This window comes from Massilibacillus massiliensis, assembly GCF_900086705.1.
GTDB classification, from domain to species: Bacteria; Bacillota; Negativicutes; order FLKF01; family FLKF01; genus Massilibacillus; species Massilibacillus massiliensis.
In genome coordinates this window covers 1,811,646-1,837,823 of sequence record NZ_LT575483.1, presented here as the reverse complement: position 1 = coordinate 1,837,823, position 26,178 = coordinate 1,811,646, and the positions used below count along the sequence as shown (strand labels likewise).

The window sequence follows — 26,178 nt, the reverse complement described above, 5'->3', positions numbered from 1 at the left end:
ACTCCAAAATAAATTTACAGATTTGTTTTAATATAGCTTAAATTGTAAACGATTATGAGCAAATGTACAATAGAAATGGGTTGAAAGAGTTTTTATCTGAAAAGAGAGTACTTAAATAAATCTAAGATATGCCGGAGGAGATATGAAAAATTTTTCGAAATACTAAGAGGAGAAAAAGCATAGTTCGTTTGGTCTGCTGGATCATAAGTTACAAATGATGAAAAAATATCTTTCGTTTAAATGTAGATATACTGAAAGTAAAAGAGGAGTAGAAAATTATGGAGTCGATTTTGTTTGTCGCGCCATCACAAAAGATAGCGGATACTGCCCAATATGTTATTTCAGAAATGAAACTGTCTATCCCTGTTATTGTTGCCAATAATAAAACCGCTTTGCAGGCAACCGAAGATTTTCCCAATGCGACGGTTCTGATCAGTCGTGGAGGGACAGCGGATGATTTAAAAGTTCTGCCGGAGAAGACAATTGTTGAAATCAATACTTCATTTACGGATATATTGATGGTGATAGAAAAAGCCTTACATGAAGGATATCGAAGAATTGCAATTGTGACTAAGGATAATATTATTGATAATATAGAAACCGATTTTAACTTTTTGGGTGCGAAAATTAAAGTTCGACCATGTCATAACGATAATGAAATAGGAAGATGGGTAAAGAGTTTAGAAAATGAGGGGATTGAATATATAATAGGCTGTAAATTGGCATTAGAAGCAGCGAGTGTTTGCGGTTTGCAACATGCGTATATTGAGTCGGGAGAAATATCGATTCGTAAAGCAATTCAGGAAGCAAAAAATATTGTGGATTCTAATGGTGTATCGAAACTACAGCTAGAGCGAATGAATGCAGTTATCAATAATATACAAGAGGGGGTAGTCATTCTTGATCGCAGACAAAAGCCGATATTTTCTAATAAAATCGCCAATAAAATATTGAGGAATGGAGGTGAAGCGCAATTATCGAGTCATATCCTTAATAAAATGGATGGATATGATAAAGAAAAAATCATTGAAATAGGCAATAATCAAATTTTATTGAAAAGTATTCCGCTTGAGGTTTATCATCAATATGAAAATGATGTATTGATTTTTGAAGAGATCAGTCGTATAGAAAAAACGGAACGAAAAATAAGATTGTCCATGTATAATAAGGGATTCTATGCGAAGTGGCATTTTGAAGATATTATAACATTCTCGCCTCTGATGAAACAGGTTATAATGACAGCTAAAAAATTCGCGCAGTCAAAGTCGAATGTCTTGATTTATGGAGATACAGGAACGGGTAAAGAAGGATTGGCACAAAGCATACATAATGCAAGCTTGCGAGCGAATCAGCCTTTTATATCGGTGAATTGCGCCTCGTTGCCGCCTAACTTAATTGAAAGCGAATTGTTTGGTTATGCAGAAGGTGCGTTTACCGGAGCGCGTAAGTTTGGAAAGTGCGGACTTTTTGAGTTAGCACATAAGGGGACAATTTTTCTTGATGAGATTGGTGAAATGCCATTGGATGTGCAAAGCCGTCTGCTGCGTGTGTTGCAGGAACGTGAAATCATGAGAATTGGCGATGACAAAATTATGCCGCTTGATATTCGTGTGATTTGTGCGACGAATCAAGATTTATTAAAACTGTCTAAAGAAGGGAAATTTCGTTTTGATCTTTATTATCGGATCCATGTGTTAAAGTTGCAATTACCTCCGTTAAAAAAACGCGGCGAAGATATTCTGCCAATTTTTTATTATTATTTAAAAAAATATCATAGGGGTGAAGGTGAGATACGGAAACTAGATGGGCAGAGTGAGAGGCTTTTACTGGAATATCGTTGGCCAGGGAATATTAGAGAATTGAAAAATGTAGCAGAAGTCTTGGCTTTTGAGGGGGAAACTATCAATGCTGCAAAGGTTGTAGAAATTTTAGATCCCGTTGCTGAGGCACAGCAAGAAGGTATTTATGTATCGACAGATCTTTCTTTAAAGGAAATGGAACGTGAAATTATACGGTATTTATTAAAAAATCATACGGCAGAGGAAGTCTGTGCAAAAATGGGAATGAGTCGTGTAACTTTATGGAGAAAAATGAAATAGTTTCAAAAATGTAATATATGAATTTCATTTTTGAAATAAAATTAGCTGAATTATGAGAAAAATCTAAATATATTTAAGATAATAAAAATCCGTTTAAATTTTTATAGACGGGTTTTTATTGCGTTTTGTGAGAAATAAAGGCGCTTTATTTAGAAAAAATACTTTGCATGTGAAAGTTGGCATTGTTATTGCTTTAATTTATCGTGTGATAATTTTACAGTATGGAATTTTTGTAATTATGGTTATAAGGAATTGTGCTTGTTTTCCATGTAAGATTTATCAAAACAAAGGTAAAGAGAGGTCTTATGAAAATGAAAAGTATTATCATTAATGAGCCGGGAAATGTGGAAATTCGTGAAGTCAAAGATCCGGTACTGAAAAAAGGAGAAGCTTTACTTAAGGTTTTATATGGCGGAATTTGCGGCAGTGATTTAGGGACGTATCGAGGAACTTTTGCGTACGCTTCTTATCCCAGAATTCCTGGGCATGAGTTTTCAGCGGAGATTATTGAAGTTGGGGTCAATGCACAGGGGCTTAAGGCGGGAATGATCGTGACTTGTAATCCATATTTTAATTGCAAAAATTGTTATTCTTGCGAACGCGGGTTAGTAAATTGCTGTACCCACAATGAAACGCTGGGGGCACAGCGAGATGGCGCTTTTTCAGAATATATTACAATGCCAATAGATCGAATTTATGATGGAAAAGGGTTGCCTGCGAAAACATTGGCACTGATTGAGCCTTTTTGTATTAGCTATCATGGTGTCAGTCGAGCGAATGTGCAAAAAGGAGATAGGGTTTTGGTCCTTGGTGCGGGAACCATCGGGGTGTTGGCGGCTGTATCTGCAAAAGCATTGGGCGCAAAGGTTTATATTGCCGATGTAGCAAAAGAGAAAATAGAGTATGCGATTCATACGTTTGATCTGGAAGGCGGCATTCTGAATGATACTGCTGAAAATTTCACGAAGAAAGTAAATGAGTATACAGTAGATAAAGGGTTTGACGTTACAATTGAAGCGGTCGGCTTGCCCGCAACTTTTCAAAATTGTATTGATGCGGTGGCTTTTGGCGGCAAAATGATACAAATTGGTGTAGGGAAAAAAACGCATGATTTTGATTTTACATTATTGCAGAAAAAAGAATTGAATGTTTTTGGTTCGAGAAACGCATTAAAAAAGGATTTTTTAGAATTGATTGACTTAGTGAAAAGCGGAAGAGTTGATTTAGAGAAAATTGTTACGAATACTTACAAGATGGAAGATGCAGCCAAAGCATTTGCTGATTTTGATAAAAATGCTGCTTCAATGTTAAAAGTAGTCTTGGAATTTTAATGAAATAAATCGTTTTGAAAGTCTGCGCAGTGTAATTTAAGGGGGTTGTAAAATGAAAGATGCAAAAACACAAAAAATGACAAAAGCAAGATATGTTGTAGCGCTATTTATGCTAGGTGCAATTGCAATTAATTATCTGGATCGCACAGTTATGTCTGCGGCTGCACCAACGATGATGAAAGAACTGAATCTGACTTCGACGGATATGGGATGGGTTATGTCGATGTTTTTCTTAAGCTATGCGTTGTTCCAAATTCCAACAGGGTGGCTGGCAGACCGCGTTGGCCAGCGATTGTGTCTTGCCGTAGCTGTTGTTTGGTGGTCTTTGGCAACGGCGGCAACCGCTGGCGCAAGAACCATCAGTGGTCTCATTGGAGCCAGATTGTTTATGGGGATGGGGGAAGCCGGGGTGTATCCTTGTAATGCTGGAATTACAGCGAAGTGGTTCCCCGATAATGAACGCGGAAAAGTGACGGCCTTGTTTGACAGTGGCAGTAAATTCGGTACAGCGTTTGCGATGCCGTTGGTTGCCTGGATGGTAATGGCGTATGGGTGGCAAGTTCCTTTTATTGTTTGCGGCGCGATTGGATTGGTTTGGGCGGTTGCATGGCTGGCGTATTATAATGATCCGGAAAGACATAAATTCATTAATGAATTGGAACTGCGGTATATTCGTGATAATCAAGTGAAAAAAGAGGGAATAGATAAAACCCAGCCAATGAAATGGTATGAATTATTAAAGTATCGTAATGTAAAAGCAATGTGCATTGGCTTCTTTTGCTTGAATTATGCAGTGTATTTTTTTATTACTTGGTTTCCGACGTATTTGGTCAATGACCGTGGGATGCAATTGACAACGATGGGGTGGATGGCGATGCTGCCACCGTTGTGCGGGATTTTAAGCCAATGGTTTGGTGGATGGTTTACGGATTATACGTATCAAAAGACGGGCAATTTAACGAAAGCCAGAAAAACCAATCTTGTCATCGGCATGCTTTTGGCGACTTCTGTTACGTTTGCTGGGCTTGTAGAGTCGAATGCGGTGGCAATGTTTTTACTATGTATTTCTTATGCAGGGTTAGCTTTTGCCGGTGCGGCTTTATGGTCACTGCCTGGTGATGTTGCACCGCGTAATATGACATCTGTTTTGGGTGGAATTCAAAATTGTGCATCCAATATCGGTGGTTTTCTTGGCCCGATTATTACGGGATATTTGATTAGCAGCAGCGGAAATTTTGGTACGGCATTGGTTGTTTCCGGGGCAGCTTGTCTAGTCGGTGCAATTACATATGGTTTTTATTTGACGGAATTGAAAGCAATTGAACCGGAACCTTGTTTTAAAAGTGGAGGCCAAACTTTATCTGGAAACGGAGAATAGAGGTTGCATAATGAAAAAGTTAAATTTGTCTTATAATAAGAATTTAGAAAGTGATTTGCCGGAGAAAATCATTCAGTTCGGTGAGGGCAACTTTCTGCGGGGATTTGTTGATTGGATGATCCATCAGTTGAATAAAAAAGGTTTGTTCAATGGACGCATTGTTGCGGTGCAACCAACGCCGCATGGTAAAGTTGTCGACAAACTCAATGCACAAAATGGTCTATATACAACGATTTTGCAAGGAATAAAAGACGGTCAGGTTGTCGATGAAAGGGAGATTATTACATCTGTAAGCCGAGGAATCAATCCCTATAAGGATTGGCATGATTGCTTAAAATGTGCAGAAAATCCGGAGATTTCTTATGTTTTTTCAAATACAACAGAAGCAGGGCTGCCCTACGATTCGAAAGATACGGCGGATATGGAGCCGCCACTATCCTACCCGGGGAAATTAACACTTTATCTATATCATCGTTATAAATTTTTTCAGGGTGCGGCAGATAAAGGCATGCTGATTGTTCCTTGTGAGTTGTTGGAGGAAAATGGTACAGTATTGAAAAAGCTTGTATTGCGATATTGCAGCGATTGGAAGCTACCGATGGGCTTTAAACAGTGGATTGAAGAACATAATCTGTTTTTAAATACACTCGTTGATCGTGTTGTTAGTGGTTATCCGAAGGCCAATGCCGATAAATTTGTCGCTGAACTTGGCTATGAAGATCAGCTCATGGTTTGTGGTGAAGTATTTCACTTTTTTGCCATTGAAGGTGATGCATCACTTGAAGAAAAGCTCCCGTTTTCCAAGATTGGTTTAAATGTCGTGATTGAACGAGAGATTGCGGCCTATCGTAAGCGGAAAGTGCGAATTTTAAACGGTGCACATACGGCAAGTGTTCCAGCCGCTTTTTTAGCGGGAATAGATACAGTTGGGGCAATGATGGCGGATCCAATTGCAGGAAAGTTTGTCCGGCAGACGGTATATAAAGAAATCATCCCTTCGATTGATTTGGATGGCGGTATGTTAACGTCATTTGCCGATGCAGTAATAGAACGTTTTCAAAACCCATTTATTACACATTATCTGTTAAGTATTTTGTTGAATTCATCTTCAAAATTTTATACAAGGGTGATTCCGTCTATTGAAGCATATATTGAAAAATTTTCTGCTTGCCCGGAAAGATTATTGTTTTCTTTTGCTGCTTATATCATGCTTTATAAAAATGACCGAGGTGCGGGTAATCTCGTACAAGGACAGCGTGGCAGCGAAATATACGAAATAATTGATGATGCCGCAGCCGTTGTTGCAATGCGTAAGGCTTGGCAGATGTATGAAGGTACACTTGTGTCAGCGAATCAGGTCGCGCAGGCGGTATTAAAAAGTCAAAAATTGTGGAAAAAGGACTCCAGTGTCTGCAAAGAAATGACAGAGCAGATTGGCGGATTTTTATTTGAGATGGATCGGAAGGGGATAGCGGCAGTAATGGCGCGGATTTGCGAAGTGCAGACAGTCGATGCACTGCATATCCATGAGGAGGATACAGTAGCAGTTGCTTTACGGGATTTAAAAAAAGGGTCAGAGGTTAGGCTTCAAGGTCAAAGTATCCTCTTAACAGAGACGATTCCTCGTGGACATAAATTTGCTTTGCAAAAGATTGGATCGCAAGAAGATATTATAAAATACGGTTTTCCAATTGGCAGCAGCAGCATGGTTATAGAGAAAGGTAGTTGGGTTCATACGCATAATATCGTGACAAAACTCGATGAAAAAAAAGAGTACCGATATGAGCCCGTAGCTGTACCGATACTGCCAAAGCAAGCACGAGTCTTTCAAGGATATCGACGCAATAATGGGAAGGTAGGCACTCGCAATCAAGTATGGATTATTCCGACGGTAAGTTGCGTAAATCGCACTGTGCAGCTTTTGGCACAGGCTGGGAAGAAGTTGCTTGGTCAATACGCGCATGTCGACGATTGTATTGCGCTTACGCATCCTTATGGTTGCTCGCAAATGAGTGAGGATCAAGAAGCAACGCAACAAATCTTAGCAGATTTCGTGAAACATCCTAATGCTGGAGCGGTACTCATCGTTGGATTGGGCTGTGAAAATAACAACGTCGAGGTATTCAAACAAGTATTAGGGGAATATGATGATAAACGCGTTAAATTTATTGTCGCCCAAGAAGCGGAAGATGAATTTGCGGCGGCTGAAAATCTTCTCAAAGAACTATTTACTTATGCAGGACAAAGTCGGCGAACATTGTGTCCATTTGAGGAATTGGTCGTTGGGCTTAAATGTGGTGGGTCAGATGGTCTGTCGGGAATTACGGCCAATCCATTGATTGGTACCTTTTCGGATCTTCTTGTCGGCAGCGGCGGGACAGCTGTATTGACGGAAGTGCCCGAAATGTTTGGCGCGGAAACGCTGCTGATGAATCGGTCACAAAATGCGCAGGTGTTTCACAAGATGGTGGATTTAATCAATTCTTTCAAAAACTATTTTGAAAGTCATCATCAGACGGTATATGAAAATCCTTCTCCCGGCAATAAAAAAGGAGGGATTTCAACCCTTGAAGATAAATCTTTAGGGTGTGTGCAAAAGGGCGGCAGAGCTGCAGTGGTGGATGTACTCGAATATGGGCAATGCGTTGAGAAAAAAGGATTACAGGTTTTGCAGGGACCGGGCAATGATGCTGTGTCTACGACTGCTCTGGCAGCAGCCGGCTGTCAATTGATTCTTTTTTCGACCGGGCGGGGTACGCCTTGGGGCACCGTCGTACCAACTGTAAAAATTTCCACAAATCATGCGTTATCTCTGCGTAAGCAAAATTGGATTGATTTTAATGCCGGAAGTTTAGTGAATGGACAAGAGATGAACCTATTGCGGGATGCATTGGTAGACTATATTATAGCGGTTGCTTCCGGACAAAAAGCCAAAGCGGAAGAAATGGAATTTCATGAAATTGCAATTTGGAAAAATGGTGTGACGATGTAAAAAAAGATAAATTTTACTTAAGATAAGTGAAATAAACAGAGCCTATAAACTTTTGTAGTTTATAGGCTCTGTTGGCGTCTAATATTCATCGATTATTTGCTGGTGGTGATCTTCAGCAAGATTTTAGTTTAATTGAATGTGTTATTCATGTAATACCGTATTTTTAAACTCGCTGTATATTTCTTCTTGCAATGTTTTGCTTGAAAATATATCTAGTGCAGTCATTGCTAGCCCTTTAGCTCCTTTTAGGAGCATTTCATCAGCCTTTTCCGATCGAGCGGCTTGTGCGAATTCTTTTGTATGGTTTTTAACTGTAGTAGGAGCAATTGCGATATATTCGTGAATCGTAGGTATAATCATAGATACGTTACCGATATCCGAGGAACCAACGGATAATCCTTTCGGCGGATGTTGCATCACTTCTCCTAACATAGCCATATTGTCTTTGAAGAGATTCCCCATCAATGCATTTGAATAGCGCTCGGTAGACATTAACCCAGATTTGATTTGTGGTTTTGCTCCGGTGATCATTGCTGCAGCTTCAACCACTCTTTCAATATCTTTTATCATTTTTGAAAGATATGCACTGGTTTTTGCTCTAACTGTAAAACGAGCAGCCGCATATTCAGGAATAATATTAGGGGCTATACCTCCAGCGGTGATAATGCCATTGATTCGTGCATCATCTTTCCAAACTTGTCGTAAAGTATCAATCCCACTAAAAGTTTTAATAATGGCAGTCAGTGCATTAATGCCTTCAGCAGGTTCCTTAGAATGCGCTGCCTTTCCCTGAAATTCAATATCCAGTACAACAGCTGCCAGGCCACCTCTTCCAATCAGATTTCTCGTAGATGGATGAATCATCATAGCATAATCGATACCTTCGAAGCCATCATTGTTGATCATAACGACTTTTCCTTTGCCGCTTTCTTCTGCTGGACAGCCTAGTACAATGATTTCACCATCAATTTTGTCTGCAATTTTAGACAGTCCGATGGCGGCGCCGACAGACATCGTAGCAATCATATTGTGACCACATCCATGTCCCACACCCTCAAGTGCATCATATTCAGCTAAAAAAGCAACACGAGGACCATTGCCATGTCCTTTAATCGTTGCTTTATAAGAAGTGTCTAATCCTGCAAAAGGTGTCTCTATACTAAATCCATGACTTTTTAGCAGCTGTGTCTGCCATTTCACAGCTTTTTTCTCCTGAAACCGGATTTCAGGATTTTGATGAATCGTATGACTTAAATTTAAGAGTTCTTCTTGAATTTTGTTAATTTCTTGTTCGATTGTATTTTTCATAATAATCGATCTCCTATTCTCAAAAGATATGATTAGGATTATTCCCGAAGAAAGTTCTGGACGATTTGCATTGCTTGTTCCAAGGCGTAGGATACGTAATTTTGACGTCGTACCAATTCTGTTAAGAGTACTTTTCTTTTATTTTCATCAGCTGTTCTTAATTCTTTTATAAGAGCCAGAGAGGGCATTGGCGGTTGAGAAATTGCTCTATCATTTTCAAAGATCTTGCCTTGGGTGTAGTTGAGTTGAACAAGAATACGCCCGAGCTTCAATAACGTGGCATTAAATTTCTTGATACTATCATTGTCAATACTTTCATTGGGTGCAACTAAGTATAGGCGTTTGACCTCTTCTTTAAGTAATTTAATTCTATGGATCGGTGTACTTAAATCAAAGAGTTCACCAGCTTGTGCCTGCCAATCTTGTAAAATCGTTTCTAACTCTTCTACAGAGCTGCGATAATCAAGGGGAATAATCGATCTAAAACAGAAATCTAAGGTAATAGCGGCAAAAATTCGACCATCTCTTAATAAATTGTCAGCGTCAACTTTATCCAGTGTGTCGTGTGGTGTATGCCACCACCAGCCGAGATCCGTTGGACCGCCAGCGGGCTGAACAAATGCGCCGTTTTTCTGATTTTTTACTACCTGTTTGGAAAATGATGCGAGTGCAGATGAAACTCCTGCGCCCCAAAATGATTGATCGGCATGTCTGGCATAACGTTTTCCCTTAAATTCTGCACCTGTAATTGTTTTGACGACATCCACAATGACGTCTTTTGTTTCAGCCATGGTTACTGCTCTGGTGACATCTTCAGCACCTTTACAACCAAGAACATCTACATTGATATTTAAGAAACAATTCTGATGCAGATCTTCCCAAAAATGATCAGCATACCAAGCTGAACCGGCATAGCGCCCTTGTGAATGACCGGAAAAGAAAACAAGACGTAATGTACGATGAAGTTTCGTTTTATTTTGGGCTGCTACTCTGCCTATTTCCAGCATTACCGAATTAGCGGCAGCATTGTCGGTTGCCCCGTAGTACCATGAATCCACATGACCTGAAAGCATAACGAATTTTTCTGGATTAAGTGTGCTTTTTATTTCAGCCGTTAAAAGTGGAATCTGACACCAGTGTGTTTTTACTGACGTAATAAGAGTGGCTGTAGATGGGGTATCGAAAATTTTCTTTTTAATTAAATCTCCGGTTGCTTGTGTGATTGAAATGACAGGAATTTTAGGAAGCTGCTCCAGTTCATCTTTTGTCGGGGAGCCCCAAACTTTTGAAATACACATCTCATGGATATTCTCACCAGAAATAAATATCACACCTGCAGCACCCAGATCTTGCGAGATCCAAACTGGTTCTGCGACAGCTCTTCCATCAATCATGACCAACTTCCCTTGGATATTTTCCTGGGATAATTGAGATTTCCCACCGGGAACATATACAATTTCTGCTTGCAGTCCTGTTGGGTCTGTTGAAGGAACCATTGAATGGGTTTGACAAGGAAATGAAGTTTTACCGATTTGTAGTGACGCGGATTCTGGAAGGCTAATATAGGCATCGTGGTGCAGGTATGTTACTTCCGCACCGATCGCTTCAAGTTGTTTTTTTATATATTCGAATGAGTTTGCTTCTTCTTCCGAACCAGCGATTCTAGCCCAACTAGAGATTTTTGCGACATGTTCCATTAACGTTTCTTTGGAAATATCTAAATCAAATAAATATTTCGGAACACATATCATAATACACACTCCTTTGAATGATTATTAAATAGCTAAACTTTGTTTGAATTTTAAGTGCAATATTTTTATGAGTTTAATTAAATATGAAAGTACAAATCGTCGATACCAGTAACGATAATATAACAGGTACGGAGTTGCGTTTGACTAATTCGACGGTTGATACGTTGGCAATGCCGGCTACGGCAATCATGACGGCACTAATTGGTGAAATAATGCGCCCTAAGCTAGAGGCATTTTGCATTGGAAGCAGCATTACCGCAGGATTTTCTCCTAATCCTTTTGCGATGTTTGGAATTAAAGGTGTAAAAGCAAACATAGGTGCTACACCGGAGCCCATAATGACACTAAACATTGTAATAATAGAGACAATACCTAGTGTGATGAATGATGCGCTGATGCCCATTCCTTGAGAGCCTTTCACAACAGCATCGACGACACCGATAGATTGTAAGCCATAGGCGAACGTTTCACCGGCTATAATAAGCGTTACGGTCATTGTAAATTGCTCACCCATGCCTTTAAAGAAGATTTGAATACTTGCACAAACCTTTTTAAAGTCCCAGAGTCTAATAAATTCGCAAAGCATACTGATAAATAAACTTAAAAACATAGCTAATACAACATTCATTTTTATTGTTGCAATGGCATATTCACTAAAACCAAGTAAGAATACGAGTGGTAATAGTGGTAAAATAACATAATAAACAGGACCGGGCGGCGCCATGCCTTTCATTTGATTTTCTGAAATGACGGCCTCAAAATTCTGATCTCCGGAGTATTTTTCACTTTCTTTGCGATCTAAATATTTCTGCCAGAAATAGTGAGCCAAAGCAGCACAGATGCCAGTCGTGATATAGACGGGAATTTGATAGTCGGCAAAATATTGATTCACACTGATATCAGAGGTTTTAGCAATTAATAGACTGGTGGCTGAAGCAGGCCCAATATCCAATAGATGCCCTGTACTTACGATAGAAGCAGCTGCTATACGGCTGATACCTACCTTTACCAGGATGGGAAATACCGTAACCATCATCAACATCGCTAAGCCAGAAGCACTTGGAATAAATAATGCCATGAACATGCATAGCAAAAAACTCAAAGACATGACAAGATAAGGTGCATTGAGACGTCCTAAGGGTTTCATTGCAAGGTATACCAATGATGAACTCGCACCAATGTGATCCATGTATTTAGCAAAGCCGGTAACAGACATAATCATTAAGCCCAGCCCGGCAACATCTTTAGTAGCTAACTGATTAATGTGCTCAAACATGTCAAAAAAGAAAAAGCCTGTAGCAAATTTATCTGGTACGAATTTCGTTGTGTAGCCCATAACATATGCTAGCAGCATTAAGATAATGCCGCCTAGCAGTAACACAGTTTGGGGTTTATATTTTTTTATAACCAGCCAGCCAATTAAACCGATAACTGCAATTGCAAGTAATACATTCATAGAGCAACTTCTCCTTCTTTTTCTTTCTGAAAGTAAATACGTGTAAGGCATTCTATACAGCGATCATGATAGCCACGCCCCTTTACAGTAAAACGCTATATAATAAGTGAAATTATCTTATTATTGATTAAAATTATAGTATGGTTATTTCAAGAAAAAGAAATAGAAGATTTAAAAAGGGGGGGCATAAATTTATTCTATATGCGCTAAGTGACGTGAAGAGCAATTGGTAAAGTTGTACGCTATTTTAGAAAAATAACTATGGAGACAGAATTTGTAGATCGTTGTATTTGTTTCAGCGGTGATTAGCATTTAAATAAATTTATAGAAATAAAGTTAATTTGTGATGAATTCTATTGACAGTATTTTTAGCACAAATTAAAATATAGTTTATAAATAGTTAACAGTTGTTCGATTGGATTGAACATGCGTGTTTAATTTGGCAAAGGGGCCGTATAGTTTTTATACGACCCCTTTGTCATTGAAAGAGGAACTTTCACAAGAGTAAGTTGTTGTTTCGATATAATCTAGATGTTCAAACCTTTATCGCTAAACAGTGTAAATAAATTACAAAATAATGAAATTTAACGTATATTTTATAAGGTGTAAAAATTTCTTGGTGAATGCGATGATTTATAGTAGTATAATTAATTATTATAGAAGAATGGTGATTTCCAAAAAGGCTGTAGAGTTATTTTATATCGATTGGAGGAGCAAGAGGAATGAATACCAATGATCTAATCGCTTTAAAAATGGTTTATGAAGAAGGCAGCATCACAAAAGCAGCTGCTCGTCTTTACATTTCACAGCCATCGCTTACTTATCGGTTGAAAAGGCTAGAAACAGATTTTGGAGTTAAAATATTAAATCGACATTCTGACGGGTCGGTTTTAACTGCACAAGGTGAATATATACACCAATGCGCAGAGAAAATGCTGGATATGATTGCTTTGACAAAAGATTATGTCGGAAGTATGGAAGCCACCGTCCATGGAACTTTGCAGCTGGGGGTTTCTCACATATTTGCGCAATACAAACTTTCGCCTTTAATCAGAAAATTTAAAGAGCGTTTTCCTGGAATTGAAATTAATTTAAAAACGGAGCTAAGTTCGCAACTCGTTTCTCTCTTGGAAAAAGATGAAGTTGATGTGGCAATTTTGCGAGAAAAAAGGTCTTGGTTGGGTAAAGTGCATTTTCTTCAAAAAGAGCCTGTTTGTCTTGTTTCTTTACAACCCATTCGTATGGATGATTTGCCGTCGCAGCCGTGGATTCAATATAATGCAAGTATAGAAGCAAAGCTGGAATGGGAAAATTGGTGGAAGGAGCATTTTTCTTGTTCTCCTAGAGTTATAAAGGTTCATAATCGAGAAACTTGTCTGCAAATGGTATCCAATGGATTAGGATGGGCGCTGATTCCGGAAATCTGCTTAAAAAATCAGCGTGCTTTATTCAGTTGTTTAGCGACAGGGAAAAATGGAAGTATTATCTCAAGAAATACCTGCTTAATTTATAAAGATAGCTCGTTGGAACACCCAACAGTGGATACTTTTGTTAAATATATTTTAGATGAATATAAATGTGAATAATTTATATTTTTAAGATGGGATGGTTTCACATAGGTGCATTTACATGAGATATTATAGCGGTTGTTCCCGTATAAAAAGGCAAAGCGGAAGAAATGGAATTTCACGAAATTACAATTTGGAAAAATGGTGTGACGATGTAACAATTGGAATTTTCAGAATTCATATTGACAGGAATAAGGAAAAGCATATATAATCAAAGCATAATCAATGACAACAAAATAGTATGCATTTAAAATTACAACAAAATATCGTAATACGTTGAATTGAGATATGAATTCGACTAGAGGCTATTCGTTTCGAATAGCTTTTAGTCGAATTTTTTTTATTCGTAAATATAAAAGTAGTTGCTTTGCAGGTGCTTTTTATATAAAATTTGCAGTCAATATATGTGGGCGGCAAATAAAATTATGCGGTTAAGAGGGAGAGGGAGAAGATGAAAAAAACAAAAATCTTACTTGTGGCTGATGGTGGTATTACTCCGGAATTGATGCAGAAAATGTATGAACTAGAGCAATATGGTGCTGAGGTCAGTATGATCGAAGATCAAGATATGTATGCAATGGGTCCGATTACGGATCGTATGCTGCAAATTGAATTGGGTGGTGTTGATGCAGCACCTACGTACAAACCTCTGCTGGACGTTTGTAAAGACAAGGATATTATTGTGGTTCACGTTGCTTCGATTAATCGGGAAGTCATTGCTGCTTGTGAAAATTTGAAAGTAGCTGCAGTATTGCGTGGTGGGTATGAAAATGCAGATGTGGAAGAATTAACGAAACGTGGGATTAAGTTAATTAATGCACCGTGGCGCAGTGCGCATGCAGTAGCGGATTTTACCGTCGGTATGATGATCGCTGAAAACAAAAATATTGCGCGTGCGCATAAGTTGATCGCAGAGGGAAAATGGTGTAAAAAATTCGCCAATCAGGAATATATCCATGATATGAGAGCTTGTACGGTGGGCATAATCGGGTTTGGTTATATCGGCCGACGCGTGATTGAACGGTTACAAGGATTTGGCTCGAATGTAATTGTATATGATCCGTTCATGGATAAGAAAGTAATAGAGGATGCAGGGTATAAAGCAGTCACCTTCGAAGAGCTACTGGCGCAATCGGATTTTGTATCGGTACACATTCGCCTTTCGGAAAAGACTGCAAAGTTCATTGGGAAAAAAGAATTTGACCAGATGAAACCTACTGCATATCTCATAAATACAGCACGTGCTGGTATTGTAGATACGGCGGCTTTGATTGAGGCATTGCAAACGAAATCTATTGGCGGGGCGGCAATTGATGTATTTGATGAAGAACCTCTGCCAAAAGACAGCCCATTCCTTCAATTGGATAACGTTACGCTTACCTCACATTTAGCAGGTACTTCTTGTGATACGATGCGTAATTCTGTTGAAATCGGCTATGAAGATCTTAAAAATTATTTGCAAGGTTTACCGATGCAAAACGTAAGAAATTAAGGCTTTTTTAATCCATAGAGTTTGTTGCGGCACGATACCTTGCATGTTATAATTTACACGAATAGGCGGCTAAAAAATCCGTTTGTTTATGACCATAAGTGAAAGAATCTTGTGAAAAATGGTGGAATGTTTTTATGAATATGAAAAACGATAAATTTATCGTAATTCCTTCTATTCGAATGGTGAAAGATTTATCGTATGCATTGACACTTCATAATGATTATGTATTATTGAGTGAAATTCATATTGGAAATTTAAAATCATTTGTAGATATGTGCCATAAAGCAAATAAGAAAGTAGTGGTAAATGCTGAATTGATCGGCGGTTTGAATTTGGACAAGATCGGTATACATCTGTTGAAAAATTTGTATTCTGTCGATATGGTGATTTGTTCGAGTACGGCAAAACTGAATATGATCAAGGGCATTGGACTAGAGACTATGCATCGGGTTACGTTAATGGATTCTAAGTCTCTAGATGATTCGTTAAAAGCATTGGCTGATTCAAAGTGTGATTTTATAGAGGTACGTCCGGGATTCTATGGATTAAAATTTATTGAACAAATCAAAAAAGCAAAAAATGTGCCTGTATTTTTAGGCGGTTTCGTAGAAAATATAGAAATGATAGCAGCTGCGAAAAAGGCGGGTGTTATTGGAATTACCACAAGTTCTAAGGAATTGTGGCGATTAACAACAAAATAAACAAGTTGAATCGTGGCATAGAATTCGACGAACAGGCAGGAGGAATATATCCCTCCAGCTTGTTTTCGTCGAATTTTTTTATGGCGGCTAGACAGCTGAAGATCATAAAAAGATAAAGATTGAAGGAAAAATAAAGTTTGGAGGCGTTTAAAATGGCTTTGGTAAATTTGAAGACGATCTTAGAGGATGCAAGAAAAAATAAATATGCAGTTGGGGCCTTTGACGTAAGCAATCTGGATATGGCAATGGCGGTTGTAGAAGTAGCAGAGGAATTGAAAGCGCCGGTTATTTTAATGGGATTAAAGGTAGATTTAGAAGGAGACCGGTTAACCTATTGGACGAAAACTTTAAGTGCTATGGCAAAAAAAGCACAAGTTCCAGTTTGTTTGCATCTAGATCATGCAACAGATCTTGATTTTATAAAAAAATGCATAGATAATGGATTTACCTCAGTTATGTTTGATGGCTCGATTTTGCCATTGGAAAAGAATATAGAATTGACAAAAAAAGTTGTAGAATATGCCCACAAATTTGATGTGTCGGTAGAGGCAGAGCTTGGACATGTTGGAGACGGGATTGTTGGAAATTCTGAGACGGGGATTAAAAAAGAGAAGACGGATGTATTTGACAATCCGGATGACTTTTTGACGGATCCGAGTGAAATGGAATATTTCATTCAAAAGACAGGTGTGGATGCTCTGGCGGTTGCGGTTGGTACGGCACATGGAATTTATGTGAAGGAGCCAAAACTGCACTTTGACAGATTGGCTGTTTTAAATGAAAAATCAAGTGTACCAATGGTTATGCATGGAGGATCGGGAACACCGGATGAGGCAATTAAAAAATCCGTTGCTTTGGGTATTTGTAAATTAAATATATTCTCGGAAATGCTCACAGCTTTTTTCACGACGTTAAAAGAAGAATTGAATCAAAAGGAGCATATGGCGGTGTGGCCTTGTACAGCGTATGCAGAACCTTTAAAAGCGATGAAACAGGTGGTTAGAGAGAAAATGCTACTATTAAGTTCGGATGGCAAAGCGAAATAATTGTAGGAACTGAGTTTGTTAAAATTACAAAAAAGTTTTTTATTGTAATTTTACAGAGGAATTTGTGGCAGTTTGTAATTTTAGCAAACCGGTTTGATGTAGCGCTAGTATTTAAGCGGGGAAAAATCCTTTGAGTGTAATTGGCACGGTATTTGCAATTATAAATAGGCAGAGGGGGTGAAGGAATGAAAGACAATATTACGATATTATGTTGCTGCGGAGCAGGTATCTGTACGTCAAATTATTTAAAAGAAGAAATTGAAGACAGAATGAAAGCGGAGAACATCAAAAATGTGAAAGTTTTGATCTGCCGTGTTACAGATCTTGAAGAACAGATTGGTAAAGCAGACTTGGTTGTGACGACGGTCGAAATTAAGGCTGTGGAAGGAACGCCTATGGTAAGAGCTTTGGGTATCATGTTAGATGATGCTGCTGCGGAAAAAGCATTGAGTGAGATTGTATCTGTTGTAAAAAGTTTATAATTTATAAATTCAGTTTAATAGCGCTATTAAATGAATAGAGTCATGTACAAGGTGAGGCTAAGTATGTATTGCTAAGAGGGGAGTAAAAAAATGAATATAGTAAATGAAGTAACTGATATTCTATCCGCTTTTTTTGGATTCGATTCTTCGGTAACCATCATTGGTCTTTTTCTTATCATCGCTGCAATTGTAAAGGTACCGTTTAAAAAGGCGGTGCTTGGTGCGATCAAAGTTTCCATCGGGCTGCAGGGGATTATGCTGATCGTTAGTTTAATCCAGCAGGCGATGATCGGTCCTGTAAACAATATCATTCAAGTATATGGATTTAGTAAAAGTGTGATTGATATCGGGTGGGGCTGTTTAAGTTATGCATTTGGTAATACCTATGGATATTTTGGTGTACTGTTATTTTTGATATTGAATGTATTTTTGGTTTATATAAGATTTACCGATACTTTATATGTAGATGTGTTTAATACTTGGCGGGCGATGTTGTTAGGCGGCTTGATTGGCGTCGCATCCAACAATTTCTGGATTGCTACTTTAGCGGTTATTATATTTTTAGTAATTGATTTAAAAGCAGCCGATATTGCTGCACCGTATATTGAAAAAATCAATGGATTTCCACCAGGTGGATCGTGGCCGCATGGTAGTCATTTCTCATTTCAAGCCTGTATCGCCATTCCTTTAGTTTGGTTGTTGAGAAGAACTCCCGTGCTGAAAGATATTAATTTAAATGCAGAAACAATAGAGGGAAAATTCGGAATATTAGGAGAAAGTACAGTCATGGGGGCTGTCGTCGGAATCTTTATCGGAGCCTTAAGTCAAATCGGCGTTATGGGATCACTTTTATTGGGTGTTAAAATGGCAGCGGCATTTTTACTTTTGCCTAAAATGGCATCCATTCTTGTCGAAGGCTGGTTCCCGGTAATTCGAGTTGCGAAAAAGGCACTTACGAGCAGATTAAAACGCGATGACGTTCGGATTGCCCTGGATTGTTCAACGGTAATTGGTCATGCAGCCGTTACGCCGACAACTTTAATTATGTATCCAATCGCATTATTGATTTCTCTTGCGCTTCCGGGTAATCAAATGATTGCCACCGTGAGTCTCATCATCGTTCTTTGGGAAAGTGCCGCAGTAAACGCAATTACAGAGGGCAATATTTTTCATAATATCATCGTAGAATCCATTATTATTTGTTTATTCTGCTGGGGTGCAAGTTTGATGGCTGCACCAATGACGGCTTTGGCTGGAACGATGAAATATGATGTTGCGCAAGGTACAATCTCTGCTTGGGACGCAACTGGAACTCCGTTAGTCGTACTTGTATATCAAGCGTTTGGTTTTGTATTTGGATTTTAACGTATTTTTCAAGGGGGGAATCTTATGAATCGCGTAGTGGATGGAATTTATTATGATGTATTAATCGCCGAAAATTTAAATACACAAGAAGAAGTAATTGCGCATATTGCGGACTATTTGAAAGAAAAAGATTTTGTAAATGATCAATATGCTGCGGCTACGATTGCTAGAGAGCGTGTGTTTCCTACGGGTTTGAATACAAAGCCGATTGGCATTGCTGTGCCGCATTCGGAAGCTGAAAATGTATTGCGTCCAGCTGTTATTTTGTGTATCTGCAAAAATCCAGTCGAGTTTTATACAATGGAAAATAATCAGACGAAAATAGAGGCAGGCGTTATTTTTTTGCTGGCCTTGAAAGGCGAGAATAAGCATCTAAATTATTTAAAAAATATCGTGAATTATTGTAAGTATGAAGAAAATTTAGAAGCTTTATATCATGTTGCATCTAAGGAAGAAGCGCAGCAAATTTTCATGTCGAAGATCTTGCAGTTAGGTTGATGTTAAAAGAGCTGATACAGTGAAGAGACGGTGAGTGCAACGGAATTTTTAGGCTTTGATTGGAGAAAATATAAAAATTCGGATGCACTTAGCCGTTATTGTGCTTGTAGGTAAAACTATGGATGGATTGGCAGCAAATATTTGATAGCTGGGTTGTATAAGGTATAGTATAATTACAATCAGAAATGACGTCGGGATACTTTTTCAATTCGGACAAGGTACGCGTGGATTCAAGATATAGTAGGGATGGTGGAAATACCATGAATGCAAATACCTTAAATAAAATCAAAGAAATTATTGAACGTGAAGATATTACGCAACCCTTGAGCGATGAAGAAATCGCTCGGAAAATTTCTGTATTACGAGAGACGGTGACCAATGTTCGAAATGAATTGCAAATTCCCAATTCAAGAGAGCGAAAGAAAATCGCAATTTTTCATATTATAGAGGCTTTAAAGCAGAAAAACAGCAAAATAAATGCCAAACAAGTAAGCATGGAACTTGCTAAGCATGGTTTTGATGTTTCCATCTCGTATATTCATAGAGCACTTACAAACTATGAGACTGAATGCAAATTGCAAAAAGCTCCAATTGGTCAGTTGCAAGCAGAAAAACCGGATATCTTTCATCATCTGGTTGGCTATGATAGAAGTCTGAAAAATTGTATTAAGCAGGCAAAAGCTTCGGTACGATATCCACCGTTTGGCTTGCCGACACTCATTATAGGAGAAAGCGGAACGGGAAAAACACTGTTTGTTGAATATATGCATAAATATGCCATGCAAGAAAAAATCATTGCTGAAAATAGTCCATTTATCGCATTGAATTGCGCCGATTATGCAGATAATCCACAGTTATTACTTTCTATTTTATATGGTTATAAAAAAGGTGCCTTTACTGGTGCAGATACAGATACAGAAGGATTGGTAGAAAAAGCGGATCATAATATACTTTTTTTGGATGAAATACACAGACTGCCGCCCAAAGGGCAAGAAATTCTTTTTTCACTCTTAGATAAGGGGACATTTAGAAGACTAGGAGAAACCTCTGGAGAAAGAAAAGTTCGCGTTTTTTTCATCGGAGCAACTACGGAGGATATAGAATCAACTTTGCTTACGAGTTTTCGGCGTAGAATTCCGATGATTATTTCAATGCCGGCGCTCGAACATCGTTCTGTCAGTGAGAAGGTACAGTTGATTTATTCTTTTTTTCAGGCAGAGGCAAATCGAATTAATTCTAAAATTTTTTTAAGCAAGAAAATTATCAAATCCTTTGTATTAAAAAACTATCAGGGAAATATCGGTCAGATTAAAAGTGAAATACAAGTCACCTGTGCGAATGCGTATATTGATAAGATCAATTCAGAAAAAAATGAAATTGATATCGGGCTTAATGAAATTTTGTACAATAATTTTTTTAGTGAAGATGTCAGCGTTGATACGTATGATATTTCGGAATTAAATAGCCTAATCAAAGATAAACTTTTAATTCCACAAAACGATCCTAATGACAAAATCGTAGAATATCCGATGGTAAAAGAAACAAAATACGCTATGCCGGAGGATATTTATCAAAAAATAGAAAAAAAATATCAAGAACTTAAAAATTTAGATTTAACAAACAACGAAATTGAAAAAATTATGTGGACGTTTATTATTAAAAATTTTAATATGATAGATTTTGATGGCAATGCGAAATATGATGTAAACTGCCTGGATAATTTGAAATATGTTGTAAAAGATACCGTGCTTGCGCTTCTTAAAGAATTTGTTTTGGAGTTAAGGGAAAAGTATTCGCAAAGCACGATCAATGGCAATATCATCTTGTACTTGGCGATTCATATCAATGAAGCGATCAAGAGGATACGGTTTAAGGTAGAAATTATCAATCCGAATTCTGTGTATATTAGGGAAAGTATGAAAGAAGAATACGAACTAGCCTGTCAGTTGGCTTTAAAAATTGAAGATAGAGAAAAGATTCAGATTCCAGATGATGAAATAAGTTTCATGGCGATGTATATTAAAAAGTTGCTTGAAGCCAAACAAAAAAACAATAAAATAGGAATTATCGTGATGTGTCATGGAAAAATAGCGACAGAGATGGTAAAAGTAGTACATGAACTCATGAATGTGGACTTCCCAGTGGCCATTGATATGCCTCTCGCGGTAAATCCTTCTAAAATATTTGAAAAAACAATCGAGATTGCGAAGATTCTTGATACTGGAAAAGGCATTTTATTCTTAGTAGATATGGGCTCTTTGGTAAATGTCGGCGACGTGATTTATAAAAGAACTGGAATAAAGACGCGTACGATAGATCGTATTGACATTCTCACTGTATTAGAAGCAGTGAGAAAGGTTTATGTAGAAGAGAAAGATCTGGACGATATTTATTATGAGCTGGTGAATTTAAAATATAAGTTTCAAATTGTGCCGGAGCGCAAGTCACATAAGCCGTCGGCAGTTGTTACCATGTGTTTGACGGGGCGGGGAATGGCAGAGAACATTCAGCGTGTTCTGACCGCAAAATACAATAACTTAAAAATTTTTACGCTGGGCATGGTCGAGGAGAATTTAAATAAAAAAATTGCTGATTTGAAGCAGCAATATCATATTGTGGCGATCGTTGGGACAATAAATCCCGGGATCGGAGGAATTAAATTTATTCCGTTTGAAAATGATTTTATCAATCATAATAAGATTTTTCTCGATTATATCTTGAAACCTGACACTGCAATGGGGATTGGCAATATTATAACAGCGGAGTTTGTTTTACTGGATTTTGATCTAACGTCGAAACAACAAATTTTAGAACGAATGTGTGTGATGGCATTTAATAATGGCTACGTGAAAAAGGGATATCTCGAATCTGTAGAAGAACGTGAAAAAATGAATACCACTTATTTTAAAGGTGAGATCGCGATTCCCCATGGGATGTCTGCTTATGTCAATCATTCCTGTATTGTATTTTTACGATTGAAAGAGCCCATTGTCTGGGATACAGATGGTCGAAAAGTGAAGCTCATCTGCATGCTGGCGATCGAGGATCATGATGCCAATATTGTGACAGAATTATTTCGCGTGTTAAAGCAGGAAAAAAAGGTAGAAGCTTTGTTAACCGCGCAGACACCAGAAGCCTTTATGGAGGTTTTTTGAAATTAGGAATGAAGTGCAACAAAATAGTAAATATCGAAAGGCGGTTGGATTTCGGTAATAAATTGTAGGTTTAACTACAGTTTATTACCGTTTTTTTATGTACCGTATGAAATAAGATGGGAGAGAGCAAGATGAAGCTTTTGGCAATTGGAGATCTGCTGCTGTCAGCAGAGTTGATTCAAAAAGGATTTAAAAGTTTTGCCGATAGAGGTATTACGGTAGAGACGATAGATTGGCGGCAAGATTCTTATGAAGAATTGCAGCAGATTAATTTACAAGTGGAGACGAACGGCAGTGAAGTTTATGATGTGCCGGATGAAATCATTGCCGCAGTGCAAGACGCAGATATCATTATCACACAATTTTGCCCGATTTCACGCAAGGTCATCGATGCTTGTAAAAATCTGAAAGCGATCGGCATTTTACGGAGCGGCTATGAAAATGTCAATGTCGACTATGCAACGGAAAAAAGGATCGTTGTGTATCATACGCCGGGAAGAAATGCAACGGCAGTTGCAGATTTTACTGTGGGTATGTTGATCTGTGAATGCCGCAATATCGCTAAAAGCCATATGAATATCAAGCAGGGATACTGGGTAAGGGATTATACAAATGCAGCAACTGTGCCGGATCTGAGTGAAAAGACTGTAGGTATCATTGGGTTAGGCCAGGTGGGACAAAAAGTGGCAAAGCGGCTGCATGGATTTGAAATGCATATTTTGGGATATGACCCCTATGTCAAAGAAGTTCCCACTTATATTAAATTGGCATCGCTAGAGGAAGTTGCTGAAAATGCTGATTTTTTGACGGTGCATATGCGACTGCATAAAGAGACGGAACGGATGATTGATGCTGCATTTTTACGGCAGGTCAAGCCAGGGGCATATTTTATTAACACGGCGCGTTCCGGGCTTGTAGATGAACAGGCGTTATATGAAGCTTTACAGTCTAAGCGATTGACTGGCGCAGCACTTGATGTGTTTGATGTGGAACCACCGCCAAAAGATTATCCGTTGTTAACTTTGCCGAATGTCACGGCAACGCCGCATTTGGCAGGCGGCACGGTAGATGCATTTTTAAATTCTCCCAAGCTCTTGGCAAAAGAAATGCTTCATTATTTGGATGGAACAACGTCACGTTTTCATATCAATCATGTTTGAAGTGGAGGATGACCTATGGATTTTGGCTTACGAGGGAAAAATGTGCTGGTAACCGGTGGAACAAAAGGACTGGGGCGCGCAATTTGTGAGGTTATGGCAGGGGAAGGCGCCAATGTAATTGTGGTAAGCAGAAATCAGCAAGAAGCGGTCGAATATGCAGCCTGCTTACGAGCGCAATACGCGGTGGATGCCATAGGAATCGCAGCCGACTTAACGCAGAGGAAAGCCATCGATGCAATATTTTCGTTGGCATTGTCGCATTATCAGACGCTGGATATTTTGATTAATAACGCTGCGATTTGGCCGCAGGCTTATGTTGTAGATATGGAAGAAGCGGATTTTACAACTACGCTTCATATGAATTTAGTTGTGCCTTTTGTAATGTGTAAACTTTTTGTACAGCATTTGTTGGCAAATCAAAAGAAAGGCAAGATTGTGAATCTTGTTTCGCAGGCTGCATTTCATGGTTCGACGACTGGACATGCGCATTATGCAGCATCAAAGGGTGGTTTAGTTTCATTTACACTTTCTTTGGCACGTGAAATGGCGGCGTTCGGGATTCAGGTTAACGCTGTAGCACCGGGAATTATGGATACACCGATGGTTGGAGCTGCAATCAAAGAAAAACGTGCCTATTATGAAAAACGCATTCCGCTCGGACGGGTGGCGAAACCAGAGGAAATTGCCTATAGTGTCGCATTTTTATCGTCTGACAAAGCGGACTATCTTACGGGAATTACACTTGATGCAACTGGCGGTATGCTCATGCGCTAAAAAACTCGTGTGAAGCATGGTGGTTGTACGGTACATGATGCAGAGATAGATATACGGTAATTGGAAAGGGGCGACGCAGAAAATGAAAAGATATTTGATGGGGATAGATGCAGGATGTACTTCAAGTAAGGTTGTTATTTTTACAAAACATGGTCGTGTTGTAGCAACAGCATCAACTCCGAGTATGCGAAGTATACACGTGGATCGAGGCGCTGGCTTTGAGGAATTTGATGTAGATGAATTGTGGCGTCTGATTTCGAACTGTATAGGAGAGGCGATCCGACAAGCGGGCATACATGCAGACGCAATAGCTGGCATTGGGGTTACTTCTTTCGGCAATGGTATAACATTTTTAGATAAAGACGGTCGATCAATTGCGCCGGGCTGTTTCTCACAGGATTATCGTGCCAATGAAATTATTGAACTTTATAAGCAAGACGGAAGTTACGAAAAAATTAACAAAATCGTCAAAGGGACATTATTTGCAGGTGAACCGGGTCCAATTTTACGCTGGTATAAAGAACATCGGCGGGATATCTATGATGCAATCGGCGGTATTTTGATGTTTAAAGATTATATTATGTATAGATTGACCAATGTGTTTGCTACAGATTTGAATGTATTTGGCGGCTCTTTCATGGTGGATATGGATACGATGGAATATTCGAAAGAGTTGATGGCGCTTTACGGGATTTCAGAAATGTTTGATAAACTCCCGAAAATGGCGGCTAAGCCAGAGGAAGTCGTCGGATCTGTCAGTGCAAAGGCGGCTGCAGAGACAGGATTAGGTGAGGGAATTCCTGTTGTTGCTGGAATGATGGATATTTTGGCATGTTTAGTAGGGGCAGGGGCTGTGCAGGATGGGGTGGTTACTTCGATTGCAGGGTCGTGGTGTATCAATGAAACGCATTCATCAAACATTATACCGGATGCTTCATCTAATATGCCGTATATTAAAAAAGGTGAATATTTAAATTGTTCATATACTGGGGCTTCGGCTTCAAATTACGAATGGTTTACAGCGACGTTATGCGATCGCGCAAAAAAAATTGCTGCAGAAAAAGGCATTTCGATGTTTGATGTATTAAACGAAAAAATTGAAAGTGTTTCGCCAGAGCAAGTAAGCGTATTTTTCTTACCGTACGTTGCTTCGCCAAGTTTGCATGTAAACGCAAAGGCTGCTTTTCTTCAAATGGATGCGCATACTTCGTTTGCCGAAATGTGTTATGCCGTTGTAGAAGGGATTGCCTTTATCCATAAATATCATATCGATTTTTTAAAAACTGCTGGTTTGCCGGTGCATTTGATTCGTTTAACAGGCGGTATGTCAAAAAGCAGAACTTGGACGCAAATCTTTACGGATGTTATGCAGATTCCGGTTGAGATTGTTGACTGTGATGAAACCGGTGCCTTAGGTGCAGCTCTTGTTGCCGGAATTGGTGCTGGCTTGTATAAAAATTATGAAGAAGCCTTTGCGTGTGCGGTAAAAATTAAAACTCCAATGCAGCCAAATCCAAATTTGGCAAGGTCCTATGGTAAGCGTTATGAAGCATGGCGACGGTTAAATAAGGCTATGGAATCTCATTGGGATAATGCTATATAAAACCACCTTCTTTATGAAT

18 protein-coding genes are annotated in these 26,178 nt (G+C 38.7%); 15 read left to right on the top strand and 3 right to left on the bottom strand.

Going from position 1 to position 26,178, the window contains the following annotated elements; genetic code table 11:
- The first annotated feature begins 278 nt into the window (after nucleotides 1-278).
- The 4 genes from BN6559_RS08860 (at nucleotide 279) to BN6559_RS19235 (ending at nucleotide 7,800) form a co-directional block, all read left to right on the top strand.
- Nucleotides 279-2,099, top strand: coding sequence for a sigma 54-interacting transcriptional regulator (locus BN6559_RS08860; RefSeq protein WP_110954380.1), 1,821 nt, complete (start codon nucleotides 279-281; stop codon nucleotides 2,097-2,099).
- Between the two features lie 305 nt (nucleotides 2,100-2,404).
- Nucleotides 2,405-3,430 (top strand): zinc-binding alcohol dehydrogenase family protein, encoded by a 1,026-nt coding sequence (locus tag BN6559_RS08850; protein WP_199883871.1) that lies wholly within the window; start codon nucleotides 2,405-2,407, stop codon nucleotides 3,428-3,430.
- Nucleotides 3,431-3,482: 52 nt separating this feature from the next.
- On the top strand, nucleotides 3,483-4,808 hold the full coding sequence (locus BN6559_RS08845) for an MFS transporter (RefSeq protein ID WP_110954378.1): 1,326 nt from the start codon (nucleotides 3,483-3,485) through the stop codon (nucleotides 4,806-4,808).
- Nucleotides 4,809-4,818: 10 nt separating this feature from the next.
- Nucleotides 4,819-7,800, top strand: a complete 2,982-nt coding sequence (locus BN6559_RS19235) for a tagaturonate reductase (protein ID WP_199883870.1) — start codon at nucleotides 4,819-4,821, stop codon at nucleotides 7,798-7,800.
- Nucleotides 7,801-7,941: 141 nt separating this feature from the next.
- Here BN6559_RS19235 and BN6559_RS08830 read toward each other — a convergent pair whose 3' ends face one another.
- The 3 genes from BN6559_RS08830 to dcuC all read right to left on the bottom strand — a co-directional run bounded on the left by BN6559_RS08830 (nucleotide 7,942) and on the right by dcuC (nucleotide 12,315).
- A complete protein-coding gene (locus tag BN6559_RS08830) occupies nucleotides 7,942-9,108 on the bottom strand; it encodes a M20 family metallopeptidase (protein WP_110954377.1) in 1,167 nt (388 codons plus the stop codon).
- Between the two features lie 38 nt (nucleotides 9,109-9,146).
- Complete coding sequence (locus BN6559_RS08825; protein ID WP_110954376.1) at nucleotides 9,147-10,859, bottom strand: M28 family metallopeptidase; 1,713 nt, start codon at nucleotides 10,857-10,859, stop codon at nucleotides 9,147-9,149.
- Nucleotides 10,860-10,932: 73 nt separating this feature from the next.
- On the bottom strand, nucleotides 10,933-12,315 hold the full coding sequence (gene dcuC / locus BN6559_RS08820) for a C4-dicarboxylate transporter DcuC (protein ID WP_110954375.1): 1,383 nt from the start codon (nucleotides 12,313-12,315) through the stop codon (nucleotides 10,933-10,935).
- Between the two features lie 722 nt (nucleotides 12,316-13,037).
- Here dcuC and BN6559_RS08815 point away from each other — a divergent pair.
- The 11 genes from BN6559_RS08815 (at nucleotide 13,038) to BN6559_RS08765 (ending at nucleotide 26,159) form a co-directional block, all read left to right on the top strand.
- Nucleotides 13,038-13,901 carry a LysR family transcriptional regulator gene (locus BN6559_RS08815; RefSeq protein WP_110954374.1) on the top strand — a complete coding sequence of 288 codons (864 nt, stop codon included), beginning with the start codon at nucleotides 13,038-13,040 and terminating at the stop codon, nucleotides 13,899-13,901.
- 433 nt (nucleotides 13,902-14,334) lie between these two features.
- Nucleotides 14,335-15,375 (top strand): 2-hydroxyacid dehydrogenase, encoded by a 1,041-nt coding sequence (locus BN6559_RS08810; protein ID WP_110954373.1) that lies wholly within the window; start codon nucleotides 14,335-14,337, stop codon nucleotides 15,373-15,375.
- Nucleotides 15,376-15,509: 134 nt separating this feature from the next.
- Nucleotides 15,510-16,076, top strand: a complete 567-nt coding sequence (locus tag BN6559_RS08805) for a glycerol-3-phosphate responsive antiterminator (protein WP_110954372.1) — start codon at nucleotides 15,510-15,512, stop codon at nucleotides 16,074-16,076.
- A gap of 152 nt (nucleotides 16,077-16,228) precedes the next feature.
- Nucleotides 16,229-17,122: a class II fructose-bisphosphate aldolase gene (locus tag BN6559_RS08800; RefSeq protein ID WP_110954371.1), complete on the top strand. Its 894-nt coding sequence runs from the start codon at nucleotides 16,229-16,231 to the stop codon at nucleotides 17,120-17,122.
- 185 nt (nucleotides 17,123-17,307) lie between these two features.
- Nucleotides 17,308-17,604, top strand: a complete 297-nt coding sequence (locus tag BN6559_RS08795) for a PTS sugar transporter subunit IIB (RefSeq protein WP_110954370.1) — start codon at nucleotides 17,308-17,310, stop codon at nucleotides 17,602-17,604.
- 90 nt (nucleotides 17,605-17,694) lie between these two features.
- Complete coding sequence (locus BN6559_RS08790; protein WP_110954369.1) at nucleotides 17,695-18,969, top strand: PTS transporter subunit IIC; 1,275 nt, start codon at nucleotides 17,695-17,697, stop codon at nucleotides 18,967-18,969.
- Nucleotides 18,970-18,993: 24 nt separating this feature from the next.
- On the top strand, nucleotides 18,994-19,467 hold the full coding sequence (locus tag BN6559_RS08785) for a PTS sugar transporter subunit IIA (RefSeq protein WP_110954368.1): 474 nt from the start codon (nucleotides 18,994-18,996) through the stop codon (nucleotides 19,465-19,467).
- 185 nt (nucleotides 19,468-19,652) lie between these two features.
- Nucleotides 19,653-22,622, top strand: a complete 2,970-nt coding sequence (locus tag BN6559_RS08780) for a sigma 54-interacting transcriptional regulator (RefSeq protein WP_110954367.1) — start codon at nucleotides 19,653-19,655, stop codon at nucleotides 22,620-22,622.
- Nucleotides 22,623-22,753: 131 nt separating this feature from the next.
- Nucleotides 22,754-23,782: a 2-hydroxyacid dehydrogenase gene (locus tag BN6559_RS08775; RefSeq protein ID WP_110954366.1), complete on the top strand. Its 1,029-nt coding sequence runs from the start codon at nucleotides 22,754-22,756 to the stop codon at nucleotides 23,780-23,782.
- A 15-nt stretch (nucleotides 23,783-23,797) separates the two neighbouring features.
- Nucleotides 23,798-24,556: an SDR family NAD(P)-dependent oxidoreductase gene (locus tag BN6559_RS08770; RefSeq protein WP_110954365.1), complete on the top strand. Its 759-nt coding sequence runs from the start codon at nucleotides 23,798-23,800 to the stop codon at nucleotides 24,554-24,556.
- Nucleotides 24,557-24,638: 82 nt separating this feature from the next.
- A complete protein-coding gene (locus BN6559_RS08765; RefSeq protein WP_110954364.1) occupies nucleotides 24,639-26,159 on the top strand; it encodes an FGGY-family carbohydrate kinase in 1,521 nt (506 codons plus the stop codon).
- Nucleotides 26,160-26,178 lie beyond the last annotated feature (19 nt).

What these genes read in the sequence shown, in the direction of transcription:
- BN6559_RS08775 (WP_110954366.1), top strand. Translation starts at nt 22,754, where the DNA reads ATGAAGCTTTTGGCAATTGGAGATCTGCTGCTGTCAGCAGAGTTGATT.
- BN6559_RS08810 (WP_110954373.1), top strand. Translation starts at nt 14,335, where the DNA reads ATGAAAAAAACAAAAATCTTACTTGTGGCTGATGGTGGTATTACTCCG.
- BN6559_RS08850 (WP_199883871.1), top strand. Translation starts at nt 2,405, where the DNA reads ATGAAAATGAAAAGTATTATCATTAATGAGCCGGGAAATGTGGAAATT.
- BN6559_RS08795 (WP_110954370.1), top strand. Translation starts at nt 17,308, where the DNA reads ATGAAAGACAATATTACGATATTATGTTGCTGCGGAGCAGGTATCTGT.
- BN6559_RS08845 (WP_110954378.1), top strand. Translation starts at nt 3,483, where the DNA reads ATGAAAGATGCAAAAACACAAAAAATGACAAAAGCAAGATATGTTGTA.
- BN6559_RS19235 (WP_199883870.1), top strand. Translation starts at nt 4,819, where the DNA reads ATGAAAAAGTTAAATTTGTCTTATAATAAGAATTTAGAAAGTGATTTG.
- BN6559_RS08860 (WP_110954380.1), top strand. Translation starts at nt 279, where the DNA reads ATGGAGTCGATTTTGTTTGTCGCGCCATCACAAAAGATAGCGGATACT.
- BN6559_RS08815 (WP_110954374.1), top strand. Translation starts at nt 13,038, where the DNA reads ATGAATACCAATGATCTAATCGCTTTAAAAATGGTTTATGAAGAAGGC.
- dcuC (WP_110954375.1), bottom strand. Translation starts at nt 12,315, where the DNA reads ATGAATGTATTACTTGCAATTGCAGTTATCGGTTTAATTGGCTGGCTG.
- BN6559_RS08805 (WP_110954372.1), top strand. Translation starts at nt 15,510, where the DNA reads ATGAATATGAAAAACGATAAATTTATCGTAATTCCTTCTATTCGAATG.
- BN6559_RS08800 (WP_110954371.1), top strand. Translation starts at nt 16,229, where the DNA reads ATGGCTTTGGTAAATTTGAAGACGATCTTAGAGGATGCAAGAAAAAAT.
- BN6559_RS08790 (WP_110954369.1), top strand. Translation starts at nt 17,695, where the DNA reads ATGAATATAGTAAATGAAGTAACTGATATTCTATCCGCTTTTTTTGGA.
- BN6559_RS08830 (WP_110954377.1), bottom strand. Translation starts at nt 9,108, where the DNA reads ATGAAAAATACAATCGAACAAGAAATTAACAAAATTCAAGAAGAACTC.
- BN6559_RS08825 (WP_110954376.1), bottom strand. Translation starts at nt 10,859, where the DNA reads ATGATATGTGTTCCGAAATATTTATTTGATTTAGATATTTCCAAAGAA.
- BN6559_RS08785 (WP_110954368.1), top strand. Translation starts at nt 18,994, where the DNA reads ATGAATCGCGTAGTGGATGGAATTTATTATGATGTATTAATCGCCGAA.
- BN6559_RS08765 (WP_110954364.1), top strand. Translation starts at nt 24,639, where the DNA reads ATGAAAAGATATTTGATGGGGATAGATGCAGGATGTACTTCAAGTAAG.
- BN6559_RS08780 (WP_110954367.1), top strand. Translation starts at nt 19,653, where the DNA reads ATGACGTCGGGATACTTTTTCAATTCGGACAAGGTACGCGTGGATTCA.
- BN6559_RS08770 (WP_110954365.1), top strand. Translation starts at nt 23,798, where the DNA reads ATGGATTTTGGCTTACGAGGGAAAAATGTGCTGGTAACCGGTGGAACA.